Origin of the sequence: Methylobacillus caricis (assembly GCF_020532705.1) — a bacterium.
GTDB classification, from domain to species: domain Bacteria; phylum Pseudomonadota; class Gammaproteobacteria; order Burkholderiales; family Methylophilaceae; genus Methylobacillus; species Methylobacillus caricis.
Window position 1 is genome coordinate 356,332 of sequence record NZ_JAJAVD010000004.1, and the last position, 20,659, is coordinate 376,990.

The 20,659-nt window shown below is 52.2% G+C and carries 18 protein-coding genes; 6 read left to right on the top strand and 12 right to left on the bottom strand.

Annotated features, from left to right (window positions below; translation table 11 throughout):
• Complete coding sequence (gene gspG / locus LG200_RS12085) at positions 1–429, bottom strand: type II secretion system major pseudopilin GspG (protein ID WP_226757877.1); 429 nt, start codon at positions 427–429, stop codon at positions 1–3.
• A gap of 235 nt (positions 430–664) precedes the next feature.
• Here gspG and LG200_RS12090 point away from each other — a divergent pair, with 235 nt between their 5' ends.
• On the top strand, positions 665–2,443 hold the full coding sequence (locus tag LG200_RS12090; protein ID WP_226757878.1) for an EAL domain-containing protein: 1,779 nt from the start codon (positions 665–667) through the stop codon (positions 2,441–2,443).
• Between the two features lie 4 nt (positions 2,444–2,447).
• Here LG200_RS12090 and LG200_RS14090 read toward each other — a convergent pair whose 3' ends face one another.
• From LG200_RS14090 to LG200_RS12100, 3 genes are all read right to left on the bottom strand, one after another.
• Positions 2,448–2,570 (bottom strand): hypothetical protein, encoded by a 123-nt coding sequence (locus LG200_RS14090; RefSeq protein WP_264193900.1) that lies wholly within the window; start codon positions 2,568–2,570, stop codon positions 2,448–2,450.
• Between the two features lie 90 nt (positions 2,571–2,660).
• The gene (ssb, locus tag LG200_RS12095) at positions 2,661–3,170 is read right to left on the bottom strand and encodes a single-stranded DNA-binding protein (protein ID WP_226757879.1); all 510 of its coding nucleotides are present in this window, start codon (positions 3,168–3,170) and stop codon (positions 2,661–2,663) included.
• A 2-nt stretch (positions 3,171–3,172) separates the two neighbouring features.
• Entirely contained in the window at positions 3,173–4,549 is a 1,377-nt protein-coding gene (locus tag LG200_RS12100) for an MFS transporter (protein ID WP_226757880.1), read from the bottom strand.
• Between the two features lie 94 nt (positions 4,550–4,643).
• On the opposite strand from LG200_RS12100, the gene uvrA reads away from it, so the two are divergent.
• Complete coding sequence (uvrA, locus tag LG200_RS12105) at positions 4,644–7,463, top strand: excinuclease ABC subunit UvrA (protein ID WP_226757881.1); 2,820 nt, start codon at positions 4,644–4,646, stop codon at positions 7,461–7,463.
• A 706-nt stretch (positions 7,464–8,169) separates the two neighbouring features.
• Here the strand turns inward: uvrA and LG200_RS12110 are convergent.
• The 5 genes from LG200_RS12110 to LG200_RS12130 form a co-directional block, all read right to left on the bottom strand.
• The gene (locus LG200_RS12110; protein WP_226757882.1) at positions 8,170–8,865 is read right to left on the bottom strand and encodes an FxDxF family PEP-CTERM protein; all 696 of its coding nucleotides are present in this window, start codon (positions 8,863–8,865) and stop codon (positions 8,170–8,172) included.
• A 46-nt stretch (positions 8,866–8,911) separates the two neighbouring features.
• The gene (locus LG200_RS12115; protein ID WP_226757883.1) at positions 8,912–9,832 is read right to left on the bottom strand and encodes an SdiA-regulated domain-containing protein; all 921 of its coding nucleotides are present in this window, start codon (positions 9,830–9,832) and stop codon (positions 8,912–8,914) included.
• A gap of 189 nt (positions 9,833–10,021) precedes the next feature.
• Positions 10,022–10,717 carry a monofunctional biosynthetic peptidoglycan transglycosylase gene (gene mtgA / locus LG200_RS12120; RefSeq protein ID WP_226757884.1) on the bottom strand — a complete coding sequence of 232 codons (696 nt, stop codon included), beginning with the start codon at positions 10,715–10,717 and terminating at the stop codon, positions 10,022–10,024.
• Positions 10,714–11,529, bottom strand: a complete 816-nt coding sequence (aroE, locus tag LG200_RS12125) for a shikimate dehydrogenase (protein WP_226757885.1) — start codon at positions 11,527–11,529, stop codon at positions 10,714–10,716. The genes mtgA and aroE overlap by 4 nt, the downstream gene beginning before the upstream one ends.
• Before the next feature lie 9 nt (positions 11,530–11,538).
• Positions 11,539–11,994: a rhodanese-like domain-containing protein gene (locus LG200_RS12130; protein ID WP_226757886.1), complete on the bottom strand. Its 456-nt coding sequence runs from the start codon at positions 11,992–11,994 to the stop codon at positions 11,539–11,541.
• Between the two features lie 255 nt (positions 11,995–12,249).
• On the opposite strand from LG200_RS12130, the gene glnA reads away from it, so the two are divergent.
• From glnA to ntrC, 4 genes are all read left to right on the top strand, one after another.
• Positions 12,250–13,659, top strand: coding sequence for a type I glutamate--ammonia ligase (gene glnA / locus LG200_RS12135; RefSeq protein ID WP_226757887.1), 1,410 nt, complete (start codon positions 12,250–12,252; stop codon positions 13,657–13,659).
• Positions 13,660–13,780: 121 nt separating this feature from the next.
• Positions 13,781–14,269, top strand: a complete 489-nt coding sequence (locus LG200_RS12140) for a DUF4124 domain-containing protein (RefSeq protein WP_226757888.1) — start codon at positions 13,781–13,783, stop codon at positions 14,267–14,269.
• Positions 14,270–14,306: 37 nt separating this feature from the next.
• Complete coding sequence (glnL, locus tag LG200_RS12145; RefSeq protein ID WP_226757889.1) at positions 14,307–15,404, top strand: nitrogen regulation protein NR(II); 1,098 nt, start codon at positions 14,307–14,309, stop codon at positions 15,402–15,404.
• A 58-nt stretch (positions 15,405–15,462) separates the two neighbouring features.
• On the top strand, positions 15,463–16,851 hold the full coding sequence (gene ntrC / locus LG200_RS12150; protein WP_226757890.1) for a nitrogen regulation protein NR(I): 1,389 nt from the start codon (positions 15,463–15,465) through the stop codon (positions 16,849–16,851).
• Between the two features lie 135 nt (positions 16,852–16,986).
• Here ntrC and LG200_RS12155 read toward each other — a convergent pair whose 3' ends face one another.
• The 3 genes from LG200_RS12155 to aroB form a co-directional block, all read right to left on the bottom strand.
• The gene (locus LG200_RS12155; RefSeq protein ID WP_226757891.1) at positions 16,987–18,204 is read right to left on the bottom strand and encodes a porin; all 1,218 of its coding nucleotides are present in this window, start codon (positions 18,202–18,204) and stop codon (positions 16,987–16,989) included.
• A 247-nt stretch (positions 18,205–18,451) separates the two neighbouring features.
• Positions 18,452–19,579, bottom strand: a complete 1,128-nt coding sequence (locus LG200_RS12160; RefSeq protein ID WP_226757892.1) for a deoxyguanosinetriphosphate triphosphohydrolase — start codon at positions 19,577–19,579, stop codon at positions 18,452–18,454.
• Positions 19,576–20,655, bottom strand: coding sequence for a 3-dehydroquinate synthase (gene aroB, locus LG200_RS12165; protein WP_226757893.1), 1,080 nt, complete (start codon positions 20,653–20,655; stop codon positions 19,576–19,578). Before aroB ends, LG200_RS12160 begins: the two co-directional genes overlap by 4 nt.
• Positions 20,656–20,659 lie beyond the last annotated feature (4 nt).

The window sequence follows — 20,659 nt, forward strand, 5'->3', positions numbered from 1 at the left end:
TCACCAGTTCACGATATCGACATTGTCGTCAGTGCCACCGGGCTGACCATCCTTGCCTAACGAAAACAGGTCAAAATCCCCATGCTCCCCCGGCGACTTGAAGATGTAAGGCCTGCCCCAGGGATCATTAGGCACGGTTTTCTGCAGATAAGGCCCTGCCCACTTGGTTTCACCAGCAGGCGCCGTATTCAATGCCGCCAAGCCCTGCTCGCTGGCAGGATAATGACCGACGTCCAGCCGGTATTGATCCAGCGCTTTTTCCAGCGCGCCAATTTGCGCACGTGCCGTCTTCACTTCCGATTTGCCGAGCTGGGCAAAATACTTGGGTGCCACATAACCGACCAACAGCCCAAGGATGACCAGCACCACCAGCAGTTCAAGCAAGGTAAAGCCTGCATGGCGACGAAAAATTAATATAGGATTGTTCATTGCGGATGACAGGCCTGCCCAGCCTTTTTAAGGTAGATTTGCCGCAAAGCATAACCATGCTTTATGACGTTTTCATTAAAACCTGCCTGCCATTCCAGCCCCATTCAACCAGGTCTGAACACTTCTCCTCATTCACAATTCTGCAACATGGCTATGCATAATCTGTCAGGAATACGATCCTCGATCGATATGTCCCTGACAACCAGAAAGCCCGCTGCAGCTGCTTTTCCAAGCCATGAATATCACAAAATCATTCCGCTTTATCAGAAGCGACGACAATCCCACGGTAAAACGCCTGTTGCGTACAGTGGAACCGGTACTAGACAGAATGCCATGCCTCAGTGTCCTGGCCATTTTCCAGGAATACCCGCACATCTTTGCCTTGCCGGTCGTCAATACATTGAATGTTCCCGTGGGTATTGTGGAGAGGCATGCTTTCGTTGAAACCTTTATAAAACCATACACGCATGAGATTTACGGTAAAAAGCCGATTAGCGAGTTCATGAATACCAAACCACTGATCGTCACCAGCCAGACCTCCATAGACGATATTTCCCGCATCATTATTGATGCAGGCATGCAGCATATGGTCAGTGGCTTCATTGTCACCGAGCATGACCAATATATGGGCATTGCCAATGGGCATGACCTGCTGGACGAGATTACCCAGCGGAAACAGGACAACCTGTTTTATCTGGCACACTTTGACCAGCTTACAAAACTGCCCAACCGGGTGTTGTTCATGGACAGATTGTCCATGGCCATTGCCGAAGCCAATCGAAAGCAATCCAAGCTGGGACTGCTATTCATAGATCTGGACAAGTTCAAGCACTTCAATGACTCCATGGGTCACGCTTTCGGTGATCAATTACTGATCACAGTAGCCACCATACTGACGCGCTGCTCACGCGAAACGGATACGGTCGCTCGGCTTTCCGGCGATGAATTCACCATCATTGTCGATGACATCAGCGGCCAGCAAGACCTGGACAAACTATGCTGGCGCATTCTTGACTCGCTCAAGCTGCCACAGCACATCATGGGACGGGAAGTCTTCATTTCTGCCAGCATAGGCACCACTACCTATCCAAGAGATGATGAAGATGCCAATAACCTGTTGGTAAAGGCAGATGCAGCCATGTACGAAGCCAAGCGTAGCGGCCGCAACACCTATCGTCATTACACCGCGGGCATGCGTTTGTATTCCCTGGACCGTATGTCGCTGGAAACCGATTTGCGCCTGGCCATAGAGCGCAATGAATTTGAGCTGTTCTACCAGCCGCAGGTTGCCCTTGATAGCGGAAAGGTCGTAGGCAAGGAAGCCCTCATCCGCTGGCATCATCCCGAGCGTGGCTTGCTGACGCCGATTCATTTCATTGAGATAGCAGAGGAAACCGGCCTGATCGTGCCGATCGGGCAGTGGGTGATCCGTGAAGCTTGTCGCCAGCATCAGGCCTGGGTGGGTGCAGGGTTGCACCCCATGAGGATATCCGTGAATATCTCCGCGATGCAGTTTTATCAAAGCAATTTCTGCGATGTTGTAGAGAAAATCATTCGCGACACTGGCATCAACCCGAGCTACCTTGAACTGGAACTGACAGAAAGCATGTTTATGCAGGATGCCGATGCGGTCATGCGCACATTGCGCAAATTGCATGGGCTTGGAATCAAGCTTGCAATAGATGATTTTGGTACCGGATATTCCAACCTCAGCTATCTGCGTAAATTCCCGATTGATCGCCTCAAGGTTGATCAATCATTCATCAAAGGCATTGAACACGAGCCAGTCAATGCCGAAATTATCAAGACCATTGCAGCGCTTGCCCGCAGCATGTCCCTGGAGCTGGTGGCTGAAGGAGTGGAAACCGACATTGAGCTGCACTGGGCAGAGTCAAGCGGTTGTAACTTTGTGCAAGGCTACCGGTTTTCGCAGCCGCTGCCAGCAGAGAAGTTCGCACGCTGGGTAGCAGATTACGAACTTCATACCTCCCTTCCACAACTCGTCAATTTATAGACAATTAATAATTCCACTTGAAGCGTTGCCCGCGCTTGTGATGCCAGCGCACTACCACACCGGCCAGCTCCAAGAGCAGCATCCAGAAGATAGAAGGTTCTGGCACGCCATTGCCGTATTCCGTCACGGCATTCGCATAAAAAACCCGGTTATTCAAAATAACCGGGCTTATCTATCAATGGATTGGATCAACAATCCTGAGAAATCCATCTACCCTCTAGAACGGTATATCATCCTCGAAATCATCAAAATTGCTGCCACCTGCCGGCTTGGCAGCTGGAGCCTGGCGCTGTGCCGGGGCCGCAGCTTGCTGTCTAGGGGCAGACTGCCCGCTGTAATCCTGGTTGAAGTCATCACCGCCACCCTCATAGCTGGCATTGCCACCACCACCGCCTTCACGGCCGCCGAGCATTTGCATCTGGTCGGCAATGATCTCGGTGGTGTAACGATCCTGGCCTTCCTTGGTTTGCCATTTGCGCGTTTGCAGGCGTCCTTCCACATATACCGGACGGCCTTTTTTCAGGTACTCGCCTGCAATTTCCGCCAGTTTGCGATACATGACAATATTGTGCCATTCAGTACGTTCCTGACGCTGGCCGTTCTTGTCTTTCCAGTTGTCGGTAGTCGCTATGCTGAAATTGCAGACCGCTTCACCATTGGGCATATAGCGGACTTCCGGATCACGCCCCAGGTTGCCGACTAAAATTACTTTATTGACCGATGCCATCTTTAACCCCTTATTAATTGCAGTGCTGCGGATTCATCCCAGCTTGCCTGCATGTCTACTTTCAATATCACCATGCCTTCAGCAGGCAATACTACAGATTCACGAACACCCGGCAAAGCTGCCAGCTTTCTGGACAGTTGTGCCGCATCCTGTGCATAGCCTTCAGGCAAATGATACATCTTGCTCTTGACCGCGGCAGGCGGCTGCATGGTCATCACGATGACCAGCCACAACAGCATCAATATGCTACAGAAGACAAAGACTGCTGAATACCCGTAGTTAGATGATAGCAAACCACCGGATACACCACCGACAAAAATACCCAGCGATTGCGCGGTGTTGAACACACCGATTGCCGTCCCCTTGGCTTCGCCCGGCGCCTGCTTGGAAATGGTTGAAGGCATGATGGCCTCCAGCACATTGAACGCAATAAAAAATGTCGTCAGTGAGGCGACTATGCCCCAGAAACTGTCAATCAGCAGGCCAAAGGCGATCTCTGCTGCCAACATGGTCAGGACAGTCGCGATGAATACCTGTTTAAGCTTGGCCTTTTTTTCGCCATAGATGATGGCTGGCACCATCAACACCAGGGAAATCACCATGATAGGCAAATAAATCATCCAGTGGTCGTTTTCACTCATGCCGCTGGTTTGCTTGATGGCAAACGGCACCACCACAAACATGGCCATGTGCGATGCATGCAAGGCGAAAATGCCAAAATTCAGGCGTAGCAGCTGTGTGTTTTTCAACACGGAACTGAGCTTGGCAGGTGCCGCCTGGGTGTCGGAATGAAAGCGGCTGACTTGCGGATCAGGCACCAGGTACTTGATATCCAGCATGGCCAGCAACGCCAGCACGCCAGTCAGGGCAAAAATACCAGGCACGCCTATCCACTGGTTAAGGGTAGGGCCAAGAATCAGCGATAACGCAAAGGTAATGCCGATAGTGCCACCTATCATGGCCATGGCCTTGGTCCTGTGCTCTTCCCGCGTGAGATCTGCCACCATGGCGGTCACGGCAGCGGATACGGCACCCGCGCCCTGGATGGCACGGCCGATGATCACCATATGGATATCTGTCGCGAAAGCGGCAACAAAACTGCCGGCGGCAAAAATCAACAGGCCGATGTAGATCATGTTCTTGCGGCCAAAACGGTCGGATGCCATGCCGAAAGGCAACTGGAAAATAGCCTGGGTCAGGCCATAGGCACCAAGTGCCAAACCGATATAGAAATGATCATGCCCTTCCGGCAGCGTTTCTGCATAAATGGCAAAAATCGGCAGGATCAGGAACATCCCCAGCATGCGCAGGCCATAAATGGAGGCCAAGCCCAGGGTGGCCCGCAGCTCGACAGCGGACATGCGTTCAGACTGTGACATTAAAAATCATTGAATTAAACAGGCGAAGTTGCGTATATTAACAGGTTGCCCCACCCTCGTTAAAATTAAACCGACAGGTCTACGACTTACATACATGGAATACATACGCATACGCGGTGCGCGCACGCACAACCTGAAAAATGTTTCACTGGACTTGCCCCGTAACAAGCTGATCGTCATTACCGGGCTTTCCGGGTCCGGCAAGTCATCGCTGGCATTCGACACCTTGTACGCGGAAGGCCAGCGACGCTATGTTGAATCGCTTTCCGCCTATGCGCGGCAATTCCTCGCGCGCATGGACAAGCCAGATGTAGACCTGATTGAAGGCCTTTCCCCGGCGATCTCCATCGAGCAGAAATCCACCTCGCACAATCCGCGCTCCACTGTAGGCACGGTGACTGAAATTCACGATTACCTGCGCCTGCTCTACGCCCGCGCCGGCGATCCAGAGTGCCCGGACCATGGCATCAAGCTGGAAGCCCAGACCGTATCGCAAATGGTGGACAGCGTACTGGCCTTGCCAGAAGACACCAAGCTCATGATCCTGGCACCGGTTGTCAGCAACCGCAAGGGCGAACAACTGGACCTGTTTGAGGAATTGAAGGCCCAGGGCTTTGTGCGGGTACGGGTAGATGGGGAGATTTACGAGCTGGATGCAGTGCCCAAACTGACGAAGACCGTGAAACATAATGTGGATGTAGTGGTGGACCGGCTCAAGATCCGCGCCGACATGAAACAGCGGATTGCCGAATCGTTCGAAACTGCATTGCGCCTGGCCGAAGGCAAGGCAGTGGCCATGGAAATGGATACAGGCAAGGAATATCTCTTTTCCGCCAAGTTCTCATGCCCGGTATGCGATTACTCACTAGCGGAACTGGAGCCACGGCTGTTTTCCTTCAACAACCCGATGGGCGCATGTCCCAAATGCGATGGCCTGGGGCAGATCAGCTTTTTTGATCCCAAGCGGGTGGTTGCCTTCCCCCATCTTTCTCTTGCCAGCGGTGCAATCAAAGGCTGGGACAAGCGCAACCAGTTTTATTTCCAGATGCTGCAAAGCCTGGCCAGTCATTATCAATTCGAGCTTGAAACTGCATTTGAAGCACTGTCCGAGCATATACAACATGTCTTACTGCACGGCAGCGGCAAGGAAACCATCACTTTCCAGTACCTCAATGAACGTGGAAAACTCTATGAAAAGAGCCACACATTCGAAGGCATCCTGAACAATCTGCAACGCCGCTATCACGAAACAGATTCCGTCACGGTGCGCGAGGAACTCTCGAAATACCTGAACTCCCAGTCCTGCCCGGAATGCAGCGGGACGCGCCTGCGCCGCGAAGCAAGGCATGTGAAGGTCGGTGGGAAAAACATTCACGAAGTATGCGAAGCACCTTTAAGGCAAGCACTCACTTTCTTTGAAGAAATCGAACTGACAGGTCAGAAATTGGCCATTGCAGACAAAATCGTCAAGGAGATCGGCAACCGTCTGAAATTTCTCACCAATGTTGGTCTGGAATACCTCTCGCTCTCCCGCTCTGCCGAAACCCTGTCCGGTGGTGAAGCGCAGCGCATCCGCCTTGCGTCTCAGATAGGCTCTGGCCTTACTGGTGTCATGTATGTACTGGATGAACCCTCCATCGGCCTGCATCAGCGCGACAATGACCGCCTGCTTGAAACACTGGTCAGGCTGCGGGACATAGGCAACAGCGTCATCGTGGTCGAACACGACCAGGATGCCATCATGGCAGCGGACTATGTGGTGGATATCGGCCCCGGCGCTGGGGAACATGGCGGCAACATCGTCGCCGCTGGCACTCCTGCTGAAATCCAGTCAAACGAACACTCACTGACCGGACAATACCTGAGCGGAACAAAGGAAATAGCCGTTCCCAAGAAGCGTCATGCTCCCGACCCAGAACGCTGGCTCAAGCTGGTCAATGCTACCGGCAACAACCTCAAGCAAGTCAGCATGGAATTACCGGTTGGGCTGCTCACATGTGTAACCGGCGTCTCCGGCTCTGGCAAATCGACATTGATCAACGACACGCTTTACCGCGCTGTGGCCAAGCACTTGTACGGCAGTTCCACTGAACCTGCACCTTACGGGGAAATCCAGGGCCTGGAGTTTTTCGACAAAGTCGTGGATGTAGATCAAAGCCCGATTGGACGTACACCCCGCTCCAATCCCGCCACCTACACGGGTTTATTTACTCCCATACGGGACTTGTTTGCCGGCGTACCGGAAAGCCGTGCACGGGGCTATGGTCCTGGCCGCTATTCATTCAACGTCAAGGGCGGCCGCTGCGAAGCCTGCCAGGGCGATGGCGTCATCCGCGTTGAAATGCACTTCCTGCCCGACGTATACGTGCCTTGCGACGTCTGCAAGGGCCACCGTTACAACCGCGAAACCCTGGAAATCCAGTACAAGGGCAAAAACATCCGTGAAGTGCTGGAGATGACTGTGGAACAGGCGAGAGTATTTTTTGATGCTGTCCCCGTGGTCGCGCGCAAACTTCAAACGCTGCTGGATGTAGGCCTGGGCTATATCACCCTGGGGCAATCAGCAACAACGCTATCAGGTGGTGAAGCACAGCGTGTCAAACTGGCGCTTGAACTGTCAAAGCGCGATACAGGCCGCACCCTGTACATCCTTGATGAGCCAACCACAGGCCTCCACTTTGCCGACATCCAGCTTCTGCTGGACGTCCTGCACCGCCTGCGAGATCACGGCAATACCATCGTCATCATCGAGCACAACCTTGACGTGATCAAAACTGCAGATTGGATCATTGACATGGGTCCCGAAGGCGGCGACGGCGGAGGCACCATGATTGCCTGCGGCACACCGGAAGAAGTTGCAAATACCAAGGCAAGCTACACCGGCAAATACCTGAAGCCGATGCTTAAACGCTAAAACGACATATACACAAAGGCAAACGCAGCGATGCCAAGTGCAGGCCTGACTTTCCCTCCCATGTGACCGCGCCGAGCAGCGGAGCTTGTAGCGGAAACAGGCTGGCAGCATGTCTGAGCGAAGCGAGTTCTGACAGTCCCGCTACAAGTGAGCAGCACAGGGGAAGTCGTGGGCAGTTGGGTCGCCTTTTGACTAGCGCCGAAACTTCGCTCACGCTTGTTTTCTTTGGTCCTGTTTCTTTTGGCGAGACAAAAGAAATGGACTCGCCCGGCGGGGCGAAATCCATCCTCTCGGAAATAGCAATATGGGTTAAGACCAGAAATTTTTGAGTTTTAACGGCAATCGCTTTGCCCCATATCGCAAATAATTAAACGATTGCCTTTTGCCTGCTAGCGAATACCTTTACTTTTGCTTCGCCAAAAGAAAAGATACAGTTTCGGCGAGGCCAAAAGGCGACCCCGATTGCCTGCGACCTGAAGCTTCGCTTCAGGCACCCTGCGTTGCTCGTACCGAATGGGGTCTTTCTGAACTTGCTTTGCTCAGACAGACGGAAGCCCTAATCCATCCAGCACTTGCGCTACTCGGTGCAGCCAAACGGAAACCCAAAGGTCAAAAGCAACACTTGGCATTACTGCACTCGCCCTAAAGAAAATAAAAAAAGCGGCTCTCCATTAGGAGAGCCGCTTTCATTCATTAAAACAATATTTTAAGCAGCCTTGCGACGACGTGCAGCAAAACCAACCAGGCCAAGGCCAGCCAGCATCAAGGCATAAGTTTCTGGCTCAGGTACGGCGGCAATAGTCAGGTTGGTCTGGCCTGGGCTACCAATATCGCCCACGGTGGAGCGCCAGGAGCCTTCGGAATCGCCAACCTGGGACAATACCCAACCTTGTACGTTATTAGCACCAAGCACATCAACGCTGGTAGGAATACCGCTATTGTAACGAGCACGGATCCCGCCAATAGTGTTATCACCATAGGTCAGGCGGTCTACCAGGTTCAGTTCATTGTCGTAGATATTGATTTCATCAGCACGGCCAAGGTTGGGGTTCAAAAAACCAATTACCTTGACGGAGTCATCCAGGCCCCAACGGGCACGGAATTCGTCAGCGCCGATTTCTGTCACGATGACAGACTCGCCAGCCTTCACGATACCGAAGTCGGAAAGGTTGAATGTCAGGCTATTGCGGCTATCGTCGTCATAGCTCCAGTTGGTGAAATCGACATCTGTTGTACCAAGGTTCGAAAGCTCGATATATTCACCCAGCTCGCTGGAATGGGCGCTTTGATAAGACCACTCGGTAATATAGACATTGTATGGATTAGCAGCTAACGCAGGAACAGCGGAAAATGCGCTTAGGGCCACAACACCGGCAACAATCAATTTATTGATAACACTCATGATAACCTCTCTGATTTAAGAATATTAATGGGGTACAACACAGGAACTACAAAACACTCGGATCATTACGACGACGGCGTGCAGCAAAACCCAGCAAGCCCAAACCTGCCAGCATCAATGCATATGTTTCTGGCTCAGGCACGGCTGGTGTTGGGGGCAGGAACACAAACACTCCCGGTTGCTCTTGGGTGATATAGATAATGCCGTTTTCATCGATGGTGACGCCTTCCGCGGTACCGGTGAGGAAACGCAGATCAATGGAGCCAAGGATTTCGCCCGTGCGGGTAACCTCAAGCAGCAAGCGCGATTCCTGGCTGATCACCAGCAGATTGTCTTCAAGGCCAGTGCCAAGGAAGGAAGGCACGGTAGCCAATACCTGTACATCCGCCAGATCAAGCACGCCCAGCAAAGAGGCATTGAACAGAATACCGTGGCTGCCGCTACCATCATTGAAATCGATACTGGCGTTATAGATGGCCTGCGGATTCTTTTCCTTGACCGCGATGAAGGTGTTATCGCGCGGATCCCAGCTGATACCTTCCAATCCCTCATTATTGCTGTAAGCGCCGAATGAATAAGCTGGCAGGCTATCGAGGCGGCTTACTGTGGTATCGGCCTGGTAAGTAATCTTGAACAGGCTTTGCGTACGTTCTTCGCCCAGTGCAAACTGGCCATTGCCTATATACGTCAGCGCCTCGGTATCGTCAAAACCACTAAGCTTCATGGAACCCACCACCTCGCCGGTTTTGGTCACTTCCACGATGGCCTCGGCCTCGTCGCCGACAACAAACAAAGTGCCGGTATCCCAGTTGTAGGTAATTGCCGATGCTTCTGCGGCCATGCCGGGCTGCCCAGGCAGCCTGAACTGGTAACCCAGCGTATAGCCTGCAAGATTGAGAGAAGGCTGGGCGAACGCCAGCAAAGACATGGAAAGCCCGGCAAAAAACACCAAGGTACGTGCAATCATTTTTTCTTACCCCTTTAAATTGAACCGTTCAATTGACTTGTTAGATTAATGCTGGACGCTATACTGCATCCGGCATAAGTCGCTTGAATGAAATTCTGGGGTAGTTCCTGACTAGTCCGAGGGGTGAGTGAGGATAAAGCGATAAAGAGGCATCCCGCAAGGAGGAGGATACGCTATGCGGGAAATAAGCTACTGAGGTATGACGGCATAGCGCATTCGCGCCTGTATGATGCCGGTCTTGCGTATCAGGCCACGAGCTTCGCGATGCTTGTCGTAATAGCGCGGATTGGGGATCATGGCCGCTAGTTTGGCTGCCTGGTAGGCACTCAAGTTGGCAGCGCTGGTTTTATAGTAATGTCGCGCGGCAGCCTCGGCCCCGAATACGCCGTTACCCCACTCGATGACATTGAGATATATTTCAAAAATCCTGCGCTTGCTCATCATGCGTTCCAGCATCCAGGTAATCGCCGCCTCTTCCAGTTTGCGCCATGGTGTGCGCCCGGTAGAAAGGAAAAGATTCTTGGCTAATTGCTGGCTGATAGTGGAACCGCCAGCAACGATGCGCCCCTTTTGCCAGTTCTTCTCATATGCCTTCTGGATACCATCCCAATCGAAGCCTTCATGATCTATGAATTTGGCATCCTCTGAAGCCACGACCGCTCGCTTGAGATTGTTTGAAATCTTGCGATACTCTACCCACTGATGCTGCAACCTGGCATCCGGATTGTCATCGCGCAGGGTTTGCAGACCAGTCCGCATGAATGCGCTGCTGGATGGGTTATGCTCAACCCACCAGCAGATGTGCAGGAATATCCATAACTGATACAACACTACAAACACCATCAACGCCAGTAAGAGGTGCCAGAATACCCGCTTGAGGCTCATGACCGTAGCTGCTTGATCACTGGCGCCGTCAGTGGACGCACCTTGCGCCAGCTATAGAATGCTTCCGCAGCCTGCTCGACCAGCATGCCCAGGCCATCCGCAATATGTTGCACTTTTTCTTGCCTTGCATACGCAATAAAAGGCGTTTCACGGCCATACATCATGTCATACGCCAATGCCTGTGGCGCAAACAACCCTGCAGGCAATGGCATGGCCTCATTGCTCAAGCCGCTGGAGGTAGCATTAATCACCAGGTCAAATGCCTCCCCAGTCAATGCTTCAAAACTGTGTACTTCAATTCTCGACTCGCCATGCTGTTTTTGTGCACGTGCAGCCATGGCGGTTGCCTTGTCATGGGTACGGTTGGCAATACACAACAGGGAAGGCGCCTGCTCCAGCAAGGGATATAGCACACCTTCTGCAGCACCGCCCGCCCCAAGCAGGAGCACGCGCTTGCCCTGTAAGGGGAATTCAAGATTGTGCAAAATATCCTGCACCAAACCAATGCCATCAGTATTGTCGCCCAGCACGCCGTCAGGCAGAAATGAGAGCGTATTCACAGCGCCCGCATTTAGTGCACGCGTGGTCAACTGGTCTGCCAGCGCATAAGCCTCGAACTTGAAAGGCACGGTGACGTTGGCACCCTTGTACCCATCGGCATGTAACTGAGCCACGGTTGCCGCAAAACCATCCAAAGGTGCCAACACCTTGTTGTATTCAAGCACCTGCCCCGTTTGTTTTGCAAATGCCTGGTGTATCAAGGGTGATTTACTATGCTCAACCGGATGGCCGATGACCGCGTAATAATCCATGCGTCAGTCTCAGGCATTCGTCCATGGCAAGCCAGCAGCTTTCCATCCATTGATGCGGCCGCGCTGCTTGGTATCTGCGGTAGATTCGCCCTCGAATCCTTCCAGGATATTGAAGGCCTCGGTATATCCAGCCTGGGTAGCCACTACCGCCGCATTATGGGAACGCCCGCCGGTGCGGCACAGGAACATCACCAGCGCCTCATGATCCACCTGCATATTCAGTTGTGAGAGAAAGTCCGGGTTGGCAACCATCCCTGGGTAAAATGCCCATTCGATATGCGTCGCGCCCGGCACACGGCCTACCAGCTCAAGCTCGGCACGCGTGCGCACATCCACCAGCTTGGATGAGGGTGCCAGATCAAGCACTTTTTTTGCCTCTGCCGGCGTCAAGGCACCTGCATAGGGCAAGCCGTTTTGTTCAGCCCGTTGTCTTGCGTTTTGTAAAATGGTCGTTAAGCTTTCCATGATCATCATCCTTACTGCTAAAAGTGTTGAAAGTATAGCCTTAATTCCACCTCAAACGATCAAGCACTTTTATGGTGCATAAAAATCAATCAACGCAATATTTTGGTGCATAACAACGCTGTTCTCTTTTATAAGCGTATGTGTGAAAATGATAATCTGCATTTTTTTCATGGCACAGTTCCTGCTAGTGGAATGTGTCAAGCATAGTGCTTCAACAACCCTTCTTAATTCAGATAAAAGAGCTAGGAGAATCAAATGGCGGTGGCCGACGTATTAAAACTCGTAAAGGAAAACGACATTAAGTTCGTCGATTTTCGCTTTACCGACACCAAAGGCAAGGAACAACACGTAACCGTGCCTGTTTCCGCATTCGACGAAGACAAATTTACCGAAGGTCACGCCTTCGATGGTTCCTCCATTGCTGGATGGAAGGGCATTCAAGCCTCCGATATGCAGTTGATGCCTGACCCTGACACTGCCAACATCGATCCATTCATGGACGAGCCAACACTGATTCTGACCTGTGACGTCATCGACCCAACAGACGGCAAGGGTTATGACCGTTGCCCACGTAGCCTGGCAAAACGTGCTGAAGCTTACCTCAAGTCCAGCGGTATCGGCGATACAGCATTCTTCGGCCCAGAGCCAGAATTCTTCATTTTCGATTCAATCAACTGGTCAGTTGATATGAGCGGCAGCTTCGTCAAGATCAATTCAGAAGAAGCTGCATGGGCTTCCGGTGAGAAATTTGAGGGCGGCAACACTGGTCACCGTCCTGGCGTCAAGGGTGGCTACTTCCCTGTTCCTCCAATCGACTCCCTGCACGACATCCGTTCCGCCATGGTAGTGGCCCTGGAAGAGCTGGGTGTGCCTGTAGAGGTGCACCACCACGAAGTCGCTACTGCCGGCCAATGTGAAATCGGCACCAAGTTCAGCACCCTGGTTCAACGCGCTGACTGGACCCAGATCCTCAAGTATGTCGTACTGAATACAGCGCACGCATACGGCAAGACTGCTACATTCATGCCCAAGCCTATTTTCGGTGATAACGGTTCAGGCATGCACGTCCACCAATCCGTATGGAAAGATGGCAAGAACCTGTTCGCAGGCAATGGCTATGCTGGTCTGAGTGATTTCGCCCTCTACTACATCGGCGGCATCATCAAGCACGCGCGTGCACTGAACGCCATCACAAATCCTGGCACCAACTCCTACAAGCGCTTGGTACCGGGCTTTGAGGCTCCAGTGAAACTGGCCTATTCAGCCAAGAACCGCTCTGCTTCCATCCGCGTTCCTTTCGTACATTCCGACAAGGCACGTCGTATTGAAGCCCGTTTCCCAGACCCAACTGCCAACCCATACCTGGCGTTCAGTGCCCTGCTGATGGCCGGCCTTGATGGCGTGCAGAACAAGATTCACCCAGGTGAGCCTGCAACCAAGGACCTCTACCATCTGCCACCAGAAGAAGATGCAGCAATCCCGACAGTGGCATCTTCTCTGGAACAGGCACTTGAAGCCCTGGACAAGGATCGCGAGTTCCTGACCCGCGGCGGTGTGTTCTCCGAAGACTGGATCAACAGCTACATCGACCTCAAGATGGAAGAAGTCACCAAGCTGCGCCAGACTCCACACCCAGTAGAGTTCAGCATGTACTACAGCGTTTAATCGCCAGTAAAAGCGATCATGGAAAAGGCGGGGAAACCCGCCTTTTTTATTGTGTGTGTTTTATAAGCAACCTATGAAGTGCAGATTGCCTGTACCCGGGTTCTGCACTAAACTGAATCGCATGAAAAAATCGCTCATCCACCTCTTAGCATGGCTCTCCTGCTTGTCCCTGACCCATACGGCCTATGCAGCCATTTATAAAAGTGTTGATGAAAATGGTCACGTCACGTATTCAAATGTTCCCAGCAAGGGCGCTTCAAAACTGGAAATAGATCCTCCGCCTCCAGCCAGCACTCAACCCAGCAGACCAAAGCCGCAAGCGACACCAAGCGATTTCCCGCGCGTGGACAGCCAGACCCAGAAAAAACGCGACGATCAACGCAAGAAAATACTGTTGGATGAACTGGAGGCCGAGAAATCAGCGCTGGAGGATGCCAAAAAAGCTTATGCCGAAGGCGAATCCAAACCCGAGGTTTACCGGGGAGCCAACGGGAAAACTTACCGCAACGTGGTTAAATTCGAGGAAAAAATGCAGCGCTTGCAGGCCGATGTAGATGCGCATGAAAGAAACGTGCAGCTTTTACAGAAAGAGCTGGACGCTTTTAAATAGCGAGTCTGGCTGGCCTGGCTTTTGCTTATCATAAGCCATGGTACATACAATTCCCCCCTCATTCGCCGGCCTTGAACATTTAGCGACCGCCGTTATCCTGCTGGACCAGAATCGCCATGTTGTTTACGCCAATCCCGGTGCAGAAGTTCTGTTTGCCATTAGCGCAAAACAGATTGCAGGCCTGCCTATTTTCCAGGTCTTTCCTGGATGTGACATCCTGGATTCCGCCGTTGAGCATGCTATTACCCATCATAGTCCGTTCCGGGAGCATGAGTTTCCGATTACGACCCTGCGCCAGCAATCTTTTGCTGTCACCTGCACAGTAACCCCGGTTGACCTGACCCCGGCCTGCCTCGTTCTGGAATTCCAGCATATGGATCAGCAGTTGCGCATTGCACGCGAAGAACGCATGCTGATTCAACAGCAGGCCAACGCCGAACTGTTGCGCAACCTGGCCCATGAGATACGCAACCCGCTTGGGGGATTACGGGGTGCGGCACAGTTGCTGGAACACGAACTGCCGCAAGTCAGCCTGCGCGAATATACCCAGGTCATCATCAAGGAGGCAGATCGCCTGCAATTGCTGATGGACCGGCTGTTGGTGCCGCATCGCGTTCCCAAATATGAACCCACGAACATTCATGAAGTTCTGGAGCGTGTTCGTAGCCTGCTACTGGCTGAATCGCCGCGCGGCATCAATATCCGGCGCGATTACGATACCAGCCTGCCTGAACTGATAGGAGACCGTGAAAAGCTTATCCAGGCGGTGCTCAACATTGCACGCAACGCGGTACAAGCCATGCAGAACACGCCGGGCATAGCAGCCCCTGAGATTATCCTAAGAACGCGCGCAGCACGCCAGGTCACGCTTGCAAAACAGCGTTATCGGGTTGCCATCAAGCTGCAAATCATAGACAACGGCCCCGGTATCACATCAGAAATCCGCGAACGGATTTTTTACCCCCTGGTTTCTGGGCGTGAAGGCGGCACAGGCCTGGGCCTGACCCTGGCCCAGACGTTCATCACCCAACACCATGGCATGATTGAATGTGAAAGTGAGGCAGGAAAAACCTGCTTTACCATCCTGCTGCCAATAGAAAGCACTGCCATGAAGGCATTTATTCCACGGCAATAGTTATTGTTGAATTCATCATCATTCAATAAAAATAGAAACCAACCAACAGGCACACACCATGAAACCGATCTGGATCATAGACGACGATAAATCCATACGCTGGGTATTTGAAAAAGCACTGGCTCGTACCGACATGGACTTCAAGACTTTCGCATCGGTACCAGAAGCGCTCAATGCGCTTTCACGTGAAGAACCACAGGTAGTCGTGAGCGACATCCGCATGCCCAATGGCTCGGGTCTGGATTTCCTGCACGAGATCAAGCAACGTTACCCTGAAATTCCCGTCATCATCATGACAGCCTATTCTGACCTCGAAAGTGCAGTGGCCGCATTTCAGGGCGGTGCTTTTGAATACCTGGCCAAGCCATTTGATGTAGACCAGGCGATAGAGATCATTCGCCGTGCAGTTGAAGAAAGCATGCGTCAGGCGACAGAAGTCGTCGCACAGGAAGAAACACCGGAAATCATTGGCCAGGCACCTGCCATGCAGGAAGTTTTTCGTGCTATCGGACGCTTGAGCCGCTCGCACTCCACCGTGCTGATCAATGGAGAATCCGGCACCGGCAAGGAACTGGTCGCCAGCGCATTGCACAGGCACAGCCCGCGCGTTGACAAGCCTTTTATCGCCATCAACACCGCAGCTATCCCCAAAGACCTGCTGGAATCAGAATTGTTTGGCCACGAGCGCGGCGCATTTACCGGCGCCCAGGCAGCAAGGCGGGGCCGCTTTGAGCAGGCCGATGGCGGCACCTTGTTCCTGGATGAAATCGGGGACATGCCATCAGACTTGCAAACGCGCTTACTGCGCGTCTTGTGTGACGGACAGTTCTACCGCGTCGGTGGTCACCAACCGGTCAAGGTCAACGTACGTATCATTGCCGCGACGCACCAGGACCTTGAAGAGCGCGTCAAGTTGGGCTTGTTCCGCGAGGACTTGTTCCACAGGCTGAACGTCATCCGCCTGCGCCTGCCACCACTGCGCGAACGCCGCGAAGACATCCACCTGCTGGTCAAACACTTCCTGCAGCATAGCGCGCGTGAGTTGGGTGTAGAAGCAAAACAGCCTTCAGCTGCCGCCCTGCGTTACCTCGCCACCTTGAGCTGGAGCGGCAATGTACGCCAACTGGAAAATGTCTGCCACTGGCTGACCGTCATGGCCCCAGGGCAAAACATAGACGTGGCTGACCTACCACCAGAACTGAAAGAAGATGCGGCCAAGCCAAACGGCACCACATCCTGGCAGGAAGCATTGGGCTCAGAAGTCACAGATGCGCTAAACCGCGGGGAACAGGAAATCCTGGAAAGCCGCACCCACGAGTTTGAACGCATCCTTATCACCAAAGCCCTGCAACACACAGGTGGACGCCGGATTGAGGCTGCTACGCAACTGGGCATGGGCCGCAATACTTTAACCCGGAAAATCCAGGAACTGGGAATAGACGAATAACCGAATAACCATCACTGGAGCAATTCTCTCAGCCTTAATCTCCAACTTCTTAAAGCTCCAGACAATAAAAAAACGGCACCCTAAGGTGCCGTTTTTACGCTTACTGTGTTCTAAACTAAATCTTACGATTTAATCCTAGAAGAACAGGATTGCGCCCAAGCTGATAGTCTTGGCCTTGCCGTCAACATTACCAGCTGCGGTATTGCTTGCCTCAACCTTTTGATGTGCATATTCTGCAACCAGGTTCAGGCTCTTGGTCAGAGGATGATAAGCGCCAACAATCCAAGACTTGTTTTCAAAGTCTACACCTGGATTGTAAATCGAACTGCTGCTGTTATCAGACTTGGAGATACCGTAGGAAACACCCAGCTTGGTACCAACTTGTGGCAGCTTGTATGTTGCTTGAACATAACCACCCTTGTCGTCGGACTTGTTACCACCCAAGAATTGCAGACCACCCAGTTGACCGCCAGTCTGAATATCCAGACCCTTACCATCATAGTAGTAACCAACCAAACCGAAATCAGCTACGTTGATCTTACCGCCAAGGTCATAACCGCGTGAACGGTAATCGCCTGTTGTAGAGTTGTTATGCTTCTGAGTAATGAAACCTGCCCAAACCTTACCGGAAAAGTCACCAGCCCACTCATAGCTAACCTTACCATCGAAGCCAAGTTCTGTCTTGTCATCAGCAGTCGCAGTAGTAAGAAGAACACCGTCATTACGCAGGCCTTCACGAGCAGCTACAGCAAAGCTGAAACCGTTCCAGTTAGGGGATGCATATTGAATTTGACCGATCCAGTCAGCGTATACATAACCTGAACCGATACGACCCAATGTGGAGTTACCAGGACCACCTGCACCAACACCAACACCCAACAGAGTCATGTCAGACAGGATAGCATCGGAACCGAACAGACCGAGGTCACGACCAGCCTTGATAGTACCCCAGGAAGCATCACCGAAAGTCAGGTAAGCTTGACGAATGTTGATGGAGTTGCCACCACCTGCACGGCTTTGGTAATTAGGACCTGCGGAACCTGTAGTACCAAAACCTTCTTCACCGTTTGCGCCAACGAAAAATGTGAACTGGAATGCGATATCCAGATCGTTTTGACGGGTCTTAGCACCAATGCCCAGAGCGGATGGCAACAGACCTGTGGAAACTTGGTTTTTCCTAGCTACACCAGCGAAAGCATCGCCAGAGAAGCGAGTGTTGGTGTAGTAAGTATTAACGTTACCACCGATATCTACAGTCCAGTCACCTGCTGGAATGATGATACCTGCGTTTGCTGCGGAAGCGCCAAATGCCAATACAGCACCGGCAACTGCCAAGCCTAGTTTCTTGTTCATGTATATCTCCTAATGCGTTTTAGTTAGCTCTCGTGCGGTTTTTTATCAACCACTTCAAGAGTATTTCGCGGACTTCTATTGAAAGAAGTTATGGGCAGTATGCCAAAGCCGCTTGAAAGACCGCAAGCAAAGATGTGGTTTTTTTTAGGATATGCGGGGATTTGTGTTGTTATTTTGCAACAACATCGAAATTTCCAAGAATACTGAACAGGAAAAACAATATATCTGAACCAGTTATATGAAAAAGCTAAAGTTCCCGCTCAGATATGGAGAATATGCGTTGATATTCGCGGATGGCGTAGCGATCCGTCATGCCTGCGATATAGTCCGCAATGGCCCGTGCTTTGTCCGGTCTGGATGCAGGCTGGTATTCAGGAGGTAAAAGGCCTGGCTCATTGATAAAAGCGCCAAATAATTCTCGAATGATCCGCCTGGCCTTGGAAGTCATGCGATTAACACGATAATGCTGGTAGAGGTTTACCCGCAGGAAGCGCTTGAGCTCAAGCTGTTGTTCCCGCATAGACTCACTAAAGTCAATTAAAGGCGGGAGCTGGCGTATATCGTCGACGGTATGGGGTTGATGTGCGGCAATATTCAGGTTGGTCTGCTGGCAAAGGTCAACCACCAGGGTATGAATCATGCGACGGACGGTTTCATGCACCAGCCTGCGGCCAGTCAGGCTTGGATATTTCTGGCGCACCAGTGCAAGGTGCTCGGCAAACACCCGGACTTCCGCAAGTTGATCCAGCGTCACCAGGCCGGAACGCAAACCATCATCAACATCGTGATTATTGTAGGCAATTTCATCTGCCAAATTGGCTACCTGTGCCTCCAATGAAGGCTGCGTTTTCTGAATGAAGCGCTCGCCCACTTCTCCCAACAACCTGGCATTGTTGATAGAGCAATGCTTCAGTATGCCTTCGCGCACTTCAAAAGTCAGGTTCAAGCCATCGAACTCGGCATAACGCTGCTCAAGATGATCGACAACCCGCAAGGATTGCAGGTTGTGCTCAAAACCGCCATGCTCGCGCATGCAATCATTCAATGCATCCTGTCCGGCATGGCCAAAAGGCGTGTGCCCAAGATCATGCGCCAGCGCTATGCCTTCTATCAGATCTTCATGTAAACCAAGGTTGCGCGCTATGGCACGCCCAATCTGGGCAACTTCCAGACTATGGGTGAGACGGGTGCGAAACAGGTCGCCCTCATGGTTGACGAACACCTGGGTTTTGTACTCCAGGCGACGAAAGGCGCTGGAATGAATGATGCGATCACGGTCACGCTGAAATTGATTGCGGGTAGCCGGCGCAGGCTCATCATGCAACCTGCCGCGACTATTCAGCGGATCGGCTGCGTATGACTTTAATTGGCTCATGCCGCCAATGCCAGGGTCTGCCTCAATAGCGCTGCATCATAGTCGCTGCTCACGACCGACTTGCCTATGCCTTGCTGCAATACCAGGCGGATTTTTCCATCAACCACCTTTTTATCCAGCCCCATCAGGTCAAGATAACGCTCCACACCCAGATCTGGCGCCTGTACCGGCAATCTGGCCTCGGCAAAAATATTGGCAATCCGCGTAATATCGGATTTATCCAGCCAACCCAAACGCCGGGAAAGATCAGCTGCCATCATGGTACCGGCAGCCACAGCTTCACCGTGCAGCCATACACCGTATCCCATGGCATTTTCTATTGCATGGCCAAAGGTATGCCCCAGGTTGAGCAATGCCCGCTCGCCAGACTCACGTTCATCAACCGCCACCACTTCTGCCTTGTTCTGGCAGGAGCGGTAAATGGCATAACTCATGGCTTCCGTATCCAGGGCCATCAGCTTTTGCATATTGGCTTCCTGCCAGGAGAAAAACTCGATATCGCGAATCAGGCCATATTTGATGACTTCAGCCAATCCGGCAGAAAGCTCGCGCTCCGGCAATGTAGCCAGCGTATCAAGATCGGCAAGCACCAGTTGCGGTTGATAGAACGCGCCTATCATATTCTTGCCCAGCGGATGGTTGATACCTGTCTTGCCACCCACGGAGGAATCGACCTGGGATAACAGGGTTGTGGGCACCTGGATAAACGGTACGCCTCGCAGGTAGGTTGCCGCAGCATAGCCTGTCAGATCACCAATCACGCCACCACCAAGCGCAATTACGGTAGTACTGCGCTCGCAGCGGTTTTCCAGCAGCGCATCGTAAATCAGGTTCAGGGTTTCCGAGTTTTTGTATGCTTCGCCATCCGGCAGAATGATAGGAATCACCGAAACACCAGCATCGCGTAAAGGCTGGGAAAACTTTTCCAGATACAAAGGAGCAACTGTCGTATTGGTCACGACTGCCACCTGCTTGCGTTTGAGGTGGGGCAGTATCAAGTCGGCCTGGCCTAACAGATTTCTGCCGATATGGATGGGGTAGGAGCGATCTCCCAGGTCAACGTTTAATGTCTGCATATCA